At 69.1% G+C, this 10,184-nt stretch carries 13 protein-coding genes and 1 riboswitch; of the genes, 5 read left to right on the top strand and 8 right to left on the bottom strand.

The annotated features are described in order from the left end of the window. Positions 1 to 411: 411 nt before the first annotated feature. From DK254_RS31320 to DK254_RS31295, 6 genes are all read right to left on the bottom strand, one after another. A complete protein-coding gene (locus tag DK254_RS31320; protein ID WP_109936949.1) occupies positions 412 to 1,038 on the bottom strand; it encodes a histidine phosphatase family protein in 627 nt (208 codons plus the stop codon). 19 nt (positions 1,039 to 1,057) lie between these two features. Continuing rightward, the gene (locus DK254_RS31315; RefSeq protein WP_109936948.1) at positions 1,058 to 1,528 is read right to left on the bottom strand and encodes an HAD family hydrolase; all 471 of its coding nucleotides are present in this window, start codon (positions 1,526 to 1,528) and stop codon (positions 1,058 to 1,060) included. Between the two features lie 21 nt (positions 1,529 to 1,549). Further along, a complete protein-coding gene (locus DK254_RS31310; RefSeq protein ID WP_109936947.1) occupies positions 1,550 to 1,969 on the bottom strand; it encodes a universal stress protein in 420 nt (139 codons plus the stop codon). Next, positions 1,966 to 3,216, bottom strand: a complete 1,251-nt coding sequence (locus DK254_RS31305) for a cation:proton antiporter (RefSeq protein WP_109936946.1) — start codon at positions 3,214 to 3,216, stop codon at positions 1,966 to 1,968. The genes DK254_RS31310 and DK254_RS31305 overlap by 4 nt, the downstream gene beginning before the upstream one ends. Continuing rightward, positions 3,209 to 3,556, bottom strand: coding sequence for a DUF190 domain-containing protein (locus DK254_RS31300; protein WP_109936945.1), 348 nt, complete (start codon positions 3,554 to 3,556; stop codon positions 3,209 to 3,211). The genes DK254_RS31305 and DK254_RS31300 overlap by 8 nt, the downstream gene beginning before the upstream one ends. A 158-nt stretch (positions 3,557 to 3,714) precedes the next feature. Further along, positions 3,715 to 3,776: riboswitch (Fluoride riboswitch) on the bottom strand. A 57-nt stretch (positions 3,777 to 3,833) separates the two neighbouring features. After that, on the bottom strand, positions 3,834 to 4,238 hold the full coding sequence (locus DK254_RS31295; protein WP_109937365.1) for a hypothetical protein: 405 nt from the start codon (positions 4,236 to 4,238) through the stop codon (positions 3,834 to 3,836). Positions 4,239 to 4,613: 375 nt separating this feature from the next. Between DK254_RS31295 and DK254_RS31290 the strand changes: the two genes are divergently transcribed. Continuing rightward, positions 4,614 to 4,793, top strand: a complete 180-nt coding sequence (locus tag DK254_RS31290; protein ID WP_256596001.1) for a hypothetical protein — start codon at positions 4,614 to 4,616, stop codon at positions 4,791 to 4,793. Positions 4,794 to 4,923: 130 nt separating this feature from the next. Here DK254_RS31290 and DK254_RS35110 read toward each other — a convergent pair whose 3' ends face one another. After that, the gene (locus DK254_RS35110) at positions 4,924 to 5,670 is read right to left on the bottom strand and encodes a CatB-related O-acetyltransferase (protein ID WP_109936944.1); all 747 of its coding nucleotides are present in this window, start codon (positions 5,668 to 5,670) and stop codon (positions 4,924 to 4,926) included. 423 nt (positions 5,671 to 6,093) lie between these two features. Beyond that, on the bottom strand, positions 6,094 to 6,870 hold the full coding sequence (locus tag DK254_RS31280) for an NAD(P)H-dependent oxidoreductase (RefSeq protein ID WP_109936943.1): 777 nt from the start codon (positions 6,868 to 6,870) through the stop codon (positions 6,094 to 6,096). An 84-nt stretch (positions 6,871 to 6,954) separates the two neighbouring features. Here DK254_RS31280 and DK254_RS31275 point away from each other — a divergent pair, with 84 nt between their 5' ends. The 4 genes from DK254_RS31275 (at position 6,955) to DK254_RS31260 (ending at position 10,055) form a co-directional block, all read left to right on the top strand. Beyond that, positions 6,955 to 7,848: a LysR family transcriptional regulator gene (locus DK254_RS31275; protein ID WP_109936942.1), complete on the top strand. Its 894-nt coding sequence runs from the start codon at positions 6,955 to 6,957 to the stop codon at positions 7,846 to 7,848. A gap of 80 nt (positions 7,849 to 7,928) precedes the next feature. Further along, positions 7,929 to 8,192, top strand: coding sequence for a hypothetical protein (locus DK254_RS31270; RefSeq protein WP_109936941.1), 264 nt, complete (start codon positions 7,929 to 7,931; stop codon positions 8,190 to 8,192). A 161-nt stretch (positions 8,193 to 8,353) separates the two neighbouring features. Then, entirely contained in the window at positions 8,354 to 8,539 is a 186-nt protein-coding gene (locus DK254_RS31265) for a hypothetical protein (protein ID WP_109936940.1), read from the top strand. Positions 8,540 to 8,690: 151 nt separating this feature from the next. Then, positions 8,691 to 10,055: a glutamine synthetase family protein gene (locus DK254_RS31260; RefSeq protein ID WP_109936939.1), complete on the top strand. Its 1,365-nt coding sequence runs from the start codon at positions 8,691 to 8,693 to the stop codon at positions 10,053 to 10,055. Positions 10,056 to 10,184: the final 129 nt, after the last annotated feature.

The following is a 10,184-nucleotide window of genomic DNA, read 5'->3' as shown; positions in this document are numbered from 1 at the left end:
CCGCTCCTACGCCCGAGGCTCCCTGGAACCGCCGAGGTGCTCTTCGTAGGAGCGAGCTTGCTCGCGAACGGTGTTTCCCGGTGCCGTAGGTGCCGGGTTTAAGAGCCCCTCTCCCCAGCCCTCTCCCTGAAGGGAGAGGGGGCTAGTCCGTGCCGAGATAAGGAATGGTTTCAGCCGGAAACCACCTTGCTTGCCGGCTAACTCGGGAAAACCAGACCGCTCCGAACAGTCCCCTCTCCCTTCGGGGCGGGGCGCGCAGCCGAGGGTTAGGGAGAGGGAAAGGCGTCCAGCCAAAACACCGCAGTCACAGGTGAGCACCGTTCGCGAGCAAGCTCGCTCCTACGAAAAGCCGTGCGTCCTGGAACCGTAGGAGCGGACTCCGTCCGCGATTATCCGTCGTTGAAAACGGCCTCACCCCTCAGCCGTCACCCCGGTCAGATGGTAGGTCTCGTTGAGCCGGTGCAGCGTGAAGACGTCATCCTCCACGACCAGTTCGTTGACGCAGCAAGGCTCCTGCTTCAGCCGCCAGTAGCGCGCCAACGGCAACCCCAGCGCCTGCAGCAGCAGGACGCGGTTGATGCTGTCGTGCCCCACCAGCACCAGGGTCTGCCCGGCATGTTGCCGCAACACCTCGCGCAACACACGGGTACCCCTGGCCAGCACGTCGGCCAGGCTCTCGCCATCGGGGATGGCCGCCAGGTCCGGCGCCTCCAGCCAGATGCGGTGCTCCTCCGGCCAGCGGGCGCGCACTTCGTCATGGGTCAGGCCCTGCCACTGGCCGTAGTCGGTGTCGGCCAGGCCTTCCAGGGCCTGCGCCGGGGCACCGGTGGCGCGGGCGATGGCGGCGCCGGTGTCGATGCAGCGCGACAGCGGGCTGGTGTAGATCGCCACCGGCTGCCAGCTTTCCGCGATGCGCCGGGCCACCGCCTCGGCCTGGCGCCGGCCCAGCGCCGACAGCGGCAGTTCGGCGCGGCCGCGGAAGCGCTCCGGGGCGATCCAGTCCACGTGGCCGTGGCGGGTCAGAATGATCCTTGTCATCGTCCTACTCCTGTCAGGTTCAGCAGCGCAGGCTGGCAATGATGCGCTGCGGGTGGCTCAGCATATCCAGGGCGCTGAGGATGTCCAGGGCGACCAGGTCCGCCGAGCCGATGGCCACCGAGGAGGCGCCCTCCGGGCCGATCACCGCGATGCCCAGGGCCGACTGCTGCAGCATGTAGCGGTCGTTGCTGCCGTTGCCGATGGCCACCACGCCGTGCAGGCCCAGGGTGCGCAGGTAGTCCTCCTTGGAAATGGCCTGGTCCTTCTCGGACAGCACCAGCAGGTTCACCTCCAGCGCCGCCAGTTCCGCCTCGGCGCTGCCGAAGGTGTCGCCGGTGACCACGTGCAGGGCCAGTTTCCGGCCGAGCACCTCCAGGCGCTCGGCCACCCCGTCGATCAGCCGGCCATCCACGGCCAGGGTGCCGTTGTAGTCGCAGATCATGTGTTTCAACTGCAAGCTGCCCACGCCGGGAATGTCGATCTGCAGCATGTCGTTTCCTCCTCCGGCCGCTCAGCCGCGGATGACCGTGACCGCGCAGGGCGCGTGGTCGATCACCTGGCGCGCCACCGAGCCCAGCAGCCAGCGCTCGAACCCCGAGTGGCCGCGGTGGCCGATGACGATGTGGTCGATGTGGTGCTCCTCGGCGTAGCGCACGATCTGCTCGGCCGGGCGCCCCACCGAGACGTGGGTGGTCGGCCGCTCCTCCACCGGCATGCGGCTGTAGCCCAGCAGCTTGAAGGCGTGGTGGAAGTGCGTGCGGGAGCGCTCGATCACCGCCTCGGTCTCCACCTCGTCGCCGAACTCCGGCGGTTGCGCCACCGAGAGGATGTGCAGGCTGGCGCCGAAGCGCTCGGCCAGGTCGTTGGCGAAGTTCAGGGCCAGCTCCGCCGCCGTGGAAGCGTCGTAGGCCACCAGGATGCGCTTGATCATGCTTCACCTCCTCTGCGCCGCGTCTGCGGGCGCAAGTCGTCTTGGTGCGCAGGTTGCGGGGCTTGCGCCGGCGGGCCGGCGGCCTCCTCCGGGTCGTCCCTGGGCAGCAGGTGCCGGGGCAGGAAGAAGGCGTTGGCGATCAACGTCGGCACCACCGCGCTGCCGATCACCGCGGCCACCAGCGCCGAGTACTGGCCCTGGTCGATCAGCCCGTGGGCCAGGCCGAACAGCGCCGAGATGGTGCCGAAGGTCAGCCCGGTGGACATCAGCAGGGTGGTGTAGGCCCCTTCCCGGCGCGGCGAGCCGTAGAACAGGCAGGTGGGGTACACGCCCACCAGCTTGGTGAGCATCTTCACCAGCAGCAGCAACACGAAGGCCGCGGGCGCCGCGGCCAGCGCCGGCAGCGACACCAGCGAGCCGGCGCGGATGAAGTAGAACGGCGTCAGCAGGCCGAAGGTCAGGGTGCGCAGGCGGCGGATCAGCGCGTGGTCCTTGCCCACGGTGCCGGCCAGCACCATGCCGATCAGGTAGGCCGGCAGCACCGCCTCGCTGTCGGCCCAGGTCGCCGCCGCGCCCAGGGCGAACAGGCAGAACATGAGGAACTTGGCCTCCAGTTCCGAGGGGCGGCCGCCGAAGCGCCGGAAGAAGCGCGGGGTGATCCACGGCAGCAGCAGCGCGGCCAGGACCAGGATGCCGGCGAAACCGGCGGTCCTCAGGGTGAAGGGGGCGAAGATCAGCCCCAGGGCGATCACCGTGGCCAGGTCGTTGACGAAGCAGGCCGCCAGCACGATCTTGCCGTACTCGCTGGTGTTCAGCCCCAGCTCCAGCATCACCGCGTAGACCACCGCCACCGAGGTGGTGGACATGGCGATGCCGGCCAGCCAGCTGGCCTGCGCATCCCAGCCCAGGCCCCAGCGCGCCAGCGCCGCGCAGCCGATGAAGGGCACCACGAAGCCGACCAGGCCGATCACCGTGGCCTGCTTCCAGTGGCTGCGGAACACCTTCGGGTCCAGCTCGGCGCCGGCCAGGAAGGTCAGCAGGATGGCCCCGGCGCCGGAGAGGAACTTGATCCAGCTGGCGTCGCCCTGCAGCACCGCCATGCCCAGCAGCGCCCCGATGATCAGCTGGGCGATGGTCCCGACGACGATCTCCGACAGCGCCGTGGCGATGCGCAGGAAGATCGACACCAGCGTCGCCAGCAACGCCAGCCCCAGCCACAGGGCGGCCTGGGCCCATATCTCAGTCATGGCGGCCTCCGTTGGCGGGCTCGTCGTCCTCGCCCAGTACGCCGAACTCGACGGGGGTCTTCACGTACACCAGCTTCAGGTGTTCCTCGGCCAGGCGCGTGAAGATCCGCTGCATTTCCGCCTCGGTGACCATCATCACCACCTCCAGGGGCTGGTCGGCCAGCTCGAAGAAGCGCGCGGCATGCATCCGGTGGTGGTGGCCGAACCCCTCCTTGGCGGCCAACAGGGTGGCGCCATGCACGCCCAGGCGCAGCGCCTCGGCCATCAGCCATTCGGCGACGGGCTGGTGGTGGACCTTGCGGTCCTGCTGGGTGAAGAAGGTCAGCTGGTAGCCCTTCATGGCGCACCCTCCCCCGCCGGCGGGCGGCGGCGCAGCACGGCGTACCGGCTTGCGGGAAGCAGGGTGCGGAAGGCGGCGGAACGGGATGGGTCGGGCATGTGCGCTGTCCATGGGCAGACCATGGACAGCAGAACAATGCCTACGCCGCCCATGGAGGGTTATGCGTAGGCATCATCAGCCGGGGGGCGGTTAGAGGAGGAATGCCATCTCCTGGTTAACGACATTAGCAAAGCCTTGGAAAAATGCACGCGGTCGGCGACGGCCGCGCAGGTCTGGCCTAGTGGCTGCCGCCCAGCAGGTCGAAGGAATCCAGCAGGCGCCAGGCGATTTCCGGGGTGCGCTCCAGGCCCCGGCGGATGGCCGCGGGGATGGCCTGGCGGGTCTTGCGGCACAGGCCGGGCTGCTCGGCGATGCGGATGTCCAGGCCGCGCATGCTGCGCACCTCGTTGAAACCGGGAGCGATGCTCAGGCGCAGGCCGAGCTGCTCGTACATGCGCTGCTGCATGTGCTGCAGGTCGGCCAGGTCCTTGAGCTGCTCCAGGCGCTGCAGCAGGCGCTGTTCTTCCTGGCGGGTGAGCAGGAGGATGCGGATGTCGCCGTGGGGCTCGGCCAGCAGCGCCTCGCGCCCGCAATCGCAGGCGCCCGGCGGGCAGGGTTGGCGGAGTGGAGGCTGGCCGTTCATGGCCCCGAGCATAGCGATTCGCCGCGGGCGGCGCCCCTACCCCACGTAAAAATTCCCACGCTGAATTCGCCTTGAGGTCCTACGAGGGCGCTGGATAGATTCCGCCCTGCCGCAGCCTTGCTGTGGCCGGGGGTAGGATCCCGTTGCGGAGGGTGGTGCGTCATAGCCGTGAGCGCAGTCGGTCCATCGTTGTGTGCACTCACGTTCCGTGGCGGGCCGTCCGGGGAGGCCTTCGGGCCTGCCGTCTTCTTTCGCAACGGTATCCTACCCCCGTACGGTCCGCCTCCCTTTTCCGGGAGGCGGCTCTTGATCCCGCTCAGGAGCAATGGAACATGCACTATCCGTACTTCGCCCTCCCAGCCCCGGAGGTGCGCCATGTCTGATCTGCAACCCCTCACCAACCTGGCCCAGCCCCACGACGACGTACTGTTCGTCGACGCCGGCGCCCCCGCCCAGCACCTGTTCGAAGCCGCCGAGCGCCGCCTGGTGGCCCTGGAAGACCTGCTGTGCCTGCTGGCGGACTGCCCCGACGAAATGCCGCTGGTGCAGGGCTAGGCCCGCCTGGTCTCGGCCCTGCTGCCCATGGCGGCGGAAGCGCGGCAGCTCTACCAACTGGCCCAGGACCGGCGCTGAGCGCCCCGGGCGTTCCGTACGGGGCGGCGCAGCGGTGCCGCTCCGTACCGGGCTAGCCGGCGCCCTCGGACAGCAGGCGGCAGCCCTGGCGGCGGATCTCGATGTTCGGGTAGACCGGCGGGCGCGCCTCGCCGCTGGCGCGCAGGGCCTCCACACGCTCCAACGCTTCTTCGATGCGCGACAACGGCAAGGCGGCGATCTGCGCCGGCGCCAGGTCCCACCAGCGGCTGGCCAGCAGGCGCTCGCAGATTTCCGGCGGGAAGCGGTAGCGCACCACCTTCGCCGGCGAGCCGGCGACTATGGCGTAAGGCGGCACGTCGCGGGTCACCACGGACATGGCCGCCACCACGGCGCCATCGTGGACCTTCACCCCGCTCATCACCACCGCCCCCTCGCCGATGAAGGCGTCGTTGCCGATCCAGGTATCGGCGTCGGTGTCTTCGTAGCGCTGGCGCGGCGTGTCGTAGCGGTCGAACACACCCGGCTCGTACTGCACCGAGCTGGTGCTCAGCCAGTCCATCGGGTGCGCACGGGCGGCCAGGCCGACACGGCAGTGCTGGCCGGTGGAGCTGAAGCGGCCGATGTGCGAGATGCGGTGGAAGCTGGTGGCGCGGATGGTGGAGAAGGCGCCGATGCGCATCTCGTCGCGGTAGATCTTGAACTCCGCCTCGCCGATGCTGCCGGGCGCCTCGACCAGCAGGCGCTTCCCGCGCCCCAGGCGGCTGACGCCGCTGCGGAATTCGATGTCGTGCTCTTCCAGCCAGTGCTTCCAGCGGCTATTGCGCCAGCTCTTCAACATGGGTCCGTGGTCCTTTTGTATTTTTTCCGATACGGACCTCTGACAGGCGGGATACGTGCAAGGTTCGGTTGAAGTGAATTGCGGGGGTGTGAGTTGCTTTTCGTAGGAGCGAGCTTGCTCGCGAACGGCGTGAACCGGCCACTTCGCTGCATGGGCTTGACCACGGTCCCCTCTCCCCAGCCCTCTCCCTGAAGGGAGAGGGGGCTAGACCGTGCCGAGATGAGGAATGGTTTCAGCCGGAAACCACCTTGCCTGCCGGCTGACTCGGGAAAAGCAGACCGCACCGAATGGTCCCCTCTCCCTTCAGGGAGAGGGTTAGGGAGAGGGAAAGGCGCCAGACCGAAACACCGAAGTCACCGGTGAGCACCGTTCGCGAGCAAGCTCGCTCCTACGAAAAGCGGTGCACCGCCCCCATCGAGACTGTCACCCCAGATGCGCAGCAAAGCCTGTCAGCTGAGGTGCAATATCCTCACGCAAGGTCAGCGCGGGTATCTCGTAGTCCCCAGCATTCTGCCGGCGGAACGGGAGGGGCGCGGTGCTGAACAGCCTGTCCAGGCGCTCGCCATAGGCCTGCTCGATGGCGGCGTAGCGGGACTCGTCCATGCGCCCGGCGCGGTACACCAGGAACGCCGGCAACACCTCGAAGCCCGGGTAGTAGAGGATGCCGTGGTGGATGGGGAACAGCAGGTCGTCGATCGGCCCGTTGATGCCGCGGGCGCTGTAGTGCGATTCCCAGCCGCCGGTGGTGACCACCAGCATGGCGCGCTTGCCGGCCAGGCTGCCCTCGCCGTAGCGGTCGCCCCAGCGCGCATCGGAGTGCTCGCCCACGCCGTAGGCGAAGCCATAGGCGTACACGCGCTCGACCCAGCCCTTGAGGATGGCCGGCATGGAGAACCACCACAGCGGGAACTGCAGGACCAGCGCGTCGGCCCAGCGCAGCTTGGCCTGCTCGGCGGCGATGTCGGCGCTCTGCCGGCCGCTGGCATAGGCGCGGCGGGAATCCTCGGAGGGGTCGAAGCGCCCGGCGGCCGCGCCGTCCAGGCTGTCGGCGGCATCCAGCGGGGCCTTCCAGCCCATGGCGTATAGGTCTGAGACCTGCACCTGGTGGCCGGCGGCCTGCAGGCGGCGCACGGCGAAGTCCTTGAGCGAGCCGTTGAGCGAGCGGGGTTCGGGGTGGGCATAAACGATGAGGATATTCATGGCGGTCTCCAAAAGGTGGATGGCCGCAGCATGGCGTTGCCCACGGTATAGTGGAAATGAATATCCATTACACCAGGTATAGTCATGACCAATCTGCGCACCCTGGACCTGAACCTGCTGGTGACCCTCGACGTGCTGCTGGCCGAGCACAACGTCACCCGCGCCGCGCAGCGCCTGCACTTCTCCCAGCCCTCGGTGAGCGTGCAACTGGCCAGGCTGCGCGAGCTGTTCGACGACCCGCTGCTGCTGCCCGGCCCCCGCGGCATGCGCCCCACAGCCCGCGCCGAGGCGCTGCGCGAGCCCCTGCGCCAGGCCCTGGCGGCACTGGAGCGGGCGGTGGCGCCGAGCGAGCCGTTCGACCCCGGCACCGCGAACAACACCTGGCGCCTGGTGGCCTCCGACTACAGCGAGGCCACCGTGGTGCTGCCGGCCCTGCGCGGCCTGCGCGAGGCGGCGCCGGGCACGCGCCTGGCGCTGTTGCCGCTGCTGCCGGCGCTAATCGTCAGGCAACTGGAACAGGGCGACGCCGACCTGGTGTTCCACACCACCGAGGACTCTCCCGAAGGGCTGCGCCGGCGCCCGCTGTTCCAGGAACGCTACGTGCTGGTCGGCCGCGCCGGGCACCCGCGGCTGAAGCGGCGGCCGAGCCTGGATCGGTTCTGCCAGCTGGAGCAGGTGATCGTCTCGCCGGACGGCGGCGGCTTCCACGGCCCCACCGACAAGGCCCTGGCCGGGCTGGGCCGCGAGCGCCGGGTGGTGCTGTCGGTGCCACACTTCCAGTTCGTCGCCCCGGTGCTGGCCAGCACCGACCTGGTGGCCATGCTGCCGCAACGCCTGGTGCGCCCGGACAGCGGCCTGCGCATGGTGGAGGCGCCGCTGGAGGTGCCGGGGTACGAGATGTCTATGCTCTGGCACGAACGCGCGCACCGCGACCCGGCGCACCAGTGGCTGCGGGGGTTCATCGCTTCGGCGGTGTGACGGCCTACCGCTCGGCCGGCCACCGCCGCCGACGCCCTCAGCGGCGTAGGCTGGTGCGAGAACAAGAGGAGGACACGAGCATGCGGCACCACAGCCACCCGGATTTCCACCTGCACGAGGCGCGCCGCGCCATGCTGCTGCGCTGGGCGCAGATGGCGCAATGGTTCGGCCTGGTGATGATCCTGCTGACCATTGGCCTGGCGGCCCTGGGCGACAGCCTGGACGACCCCACCGGCACGAGCATCATCACCCTTTGCGGGGTATTGGGCCTGGCGGCGCTGATCCCGGCGCGGATGGTCCTGGCGCACTACCAGAAGCAGGATGAACGCGACGGCCGGCCCTAGCCGAAGCGCACGCAAGGGATCGACGGCAGGTGCCGGCCGTCGCGGACCCGCTCGGGCGCGCATTCGGTTTCGATTCCGCTCAACCAAAGGTCATTAAATTCACATTTAAAGCACCCATCGCCTGTGCCAGTCTCCGGGCATCGTCCTCCACGCAGCCACCCATGCACCTTCTGCAACAGCACTTCGCCGCCGCCAGCGCCTCCGCCCCCCGGGCAGAGCCCCTGCGCCTGCCGCGCGAACGCTGCCGCTGGCTACGCCTGCAACCCCTCTCGCTGCCGCTGGAGCTGGCCTTCTGGGCGCTCTGGCACTGCCGCCACGCGCGTCCACCGGATAGCGCCGCACGCTGACGGGCGCCCCGCGCCCGGCCCTTCGCCGGCACTACGCTGAACACAAGCGACACACGCTCCGCGTCCAGCCGTAGCCATAGCATCGCCTGCCCCGCCGCAGCCCGGCCGTGCAGGTCATCAGCGCGCCCATCGGCGCTATGCGAGAACAACAATGAAATTCGCTCCCGTGCAAGAGGCCCAGGCCTTCCTGGCCGCCAACCCCGACATCGAGATGGTCGAGCTGTTCATCCTCGACGCCAACGGCGTGCCCCGCGGCAAGCTGCTGCACCGCGAGGAACTGCTGGCGGTGTACGAGTCCGGCCGGCCCTTGCCGAGCACCATCCTCGGCCTCACCCTGCATGGCGAGGACGTGGAGGATTCCGGGCTGGTGTGGGACGTCGGCGACATCGACTGCCGCGCCTACCCGCTGGAAGGCAGCCTGGTGCGCCTGCCCTGGCGGCAGATCCCCACCGCCGCGGTGCAGGTCAGCATGCACCCGGTCGAAGGCAAGCCGGCCGACATCGCCGACCCGCGCCACGTGCTGGTCAAGGTGATCGACGAGCTGAAGGCCGCCGGCTACCACCCGGTGATGGCCTGCGAGCTGGAGTTCTACCTGCTGGACGCCAGGCGCGACGCCAACGGCCGCCCGCAACCGGCGCTGGACGCCGACGGCGGCCGGCCGCGCTCCACCCAGGTCTACGGCCTGCGCGAACTGGAGCAGATCGAACCCTTCCTCGCCGACCTCTATGCCGCCTGCAAGGCCCAGGGCATCCCGGCGCGCACCGCCATCTCCGAGTACGCCCCCGGCCAGGTGGAGATCACCCTGGAGCATGGCGACGCCCTCACCGCCATGGACCAGGCCGTGCGCTACAAGCGCCTGGTGAAAGGCGTGGCGCACAAGCACGGGATGCAGGCCTGCTTCATGGCCAAGCCCTTCGACGACCTGGCCGGCACCGGCATGCACATGCACGTGTCCCTGGCCGATGCCGAGGGCGAAAACCTCTTCGCCAGCGAAGACCCGGCCGGCACGCCGCTCCTGCGCCAGGCGGTGGGCGGCATGCTCGCCAGCCTGCTCGACTCGCTGCTGCTGTTCTGCCCCAACGCCAACTCCTACCGGCGCTTCCAGGCCAACAGCTATGCGCCGCTGGCGCCGACCTGGGGCTGCGACAACCGCACCGTCAGCCTGCGCGTACCGGGCGGGCCGGCCCACACCCGGCACATCGAGCACCGCATCTGCGGTGCCGACGCCAACCCCTACCTGGCGGCGGCGGCCATCCTCGCCGGCATCCACCGCGGCATCCGCGAAGACATCGACCCGGGCGAGCCGGTGGAAGGCAACGGCTACGCCCAGGCCAAGGAACTGCTGCCCACCGACTGGCTCACCTCGCTGCGCGCGCTGGAGCGCTCCAGCTGGGCGCGGGACGCGCTGGGGCGTGAGTTCCTGGGCGTGTACCTGAAGGTGAAGCAGGCGGAGTACCGGCAGTTCATGGGCGAGGTCGGGGAGCAGGATTGGCGCTGGTACCTGCACCAGGCTTGAGCATGAAGCTGAGAGCCAAGAGCCCCTCTCCCCAGCCCTCTCCCTGAAGGGAGAGGGAGCATCCGTGCCGAGATGGGAATCGTGCCCTCCGGAAACACCAGCGCAACCGGCTGAAACCGAATCAAAAGC

It is taken from the genome of Pseudomonas sp. RW407 (genome assembly GCF_003176655.1).
Lineage (GTDB): Bacteria > Pseudomonadota > Gammaproteobacteria > Pseudomonadales > Pseudomonadaceae > Pseudomonas > Pseudomonas delhiensis.
This window is presented reverse-complemented; position numbering and strand designations above follow the sequence as displayed.

Excerpts from the sequence above, each read along its gene's own strand:
- DK254_RS31280 (WP_109936943.1), bottom strand. The coding sequence starts at position 6,870 with ATGAATATCCTCATCGTTTATGCCCACCCCGAACCCCGCTCGCTCAAC.
- DK254_RS31320 (WP_109936949.1), bottom strand. The coding sequence starts at position 1,038 with ATGACAAGGATCATTCTGACCCGCCACGGCCACGTGGACTGGATCGCC.
- DK254_RS31315 (WP_109936948.1), bottom strand. The coding sequence starts at position 1,528 with ATGCTGCAGATCGACATTCCCGGCGTGGGCAGCTTGCAGTTGAAACAC.
- DK254_RS31295 (WP_109937365.1), bottom strand. The coding sequence starts at position 4,238 with ATGAACGGCCAGCCTCCACTCCGCCAACCCTGCCCGCCGGGCGCCTGC.
- DK254_RS31265 (WP_109936940.1), top strand. The coding sequence starts at position 8,354 with ATGCACCTTCTGCAACAGCACTTCGCCGCCGCCAGCGCCTCCGCCCCC.
- DK254_RS31310 (WP_109936947.1), bottom strand. The coding sequence starts at position 1,969 with ATGATCAAGCGCATCCTGGTGGCCTACGACGCTTCCACGGCGGCGGAG.
- DK254_RS31305 (WP_109936946.1), bottom strand. The coding sequence starts at position 3,216 with ATGACTGAGATATGGGCCCAGGCCGCCCTGTGGCTGGGGCTGGCGTTG.
- DK254_RS31275 (WP_109936942.1), top strand. The coding sequence starts at position 6,955 with ATGACCAATCTGCGCACCCTGGACCTGAACCTGCTGGTGACCCTCGAC.
- DK254_RS31300 (WP_109936945.1), bottom strand. The coding sequence starts at position 3,556 with ATGAAGGGCTACCAGCTGACCTTCTTCACCCAGCAGGACCGCAAGGTC.
- DK254_RS31290 (WP_256596001.1), top strand. The coding sequence starts at position 4,614 with ATGTCTGATCTGCAACCCCTCACCAACCTGGCCCAGCCCCACGACGAC.
- DK254_RS31270 (WP_109936941.1), top strand. The coding sequence starts at position 7,929 with ATGCGGCACCACAGCCACCCGGATTTCCACCTGCACGAGGCGCGCCGC.
- DK254_RS35110 (WP_109936944.1), bottom strand. The coding sequence starts at position 5,670 with ATGTTGAAGAGCTGGCGCAATAGCCGCTGGAAGCACTGGCTGGAAGAG.
- DK254_RS31260 (WP_109936939.1), top strand. The coding sequence starts at position 8,691 with ATGAAATTCGCTCCCGTGCAAGAGGCCCAGGCCTTCCTGGCCGCCAAC.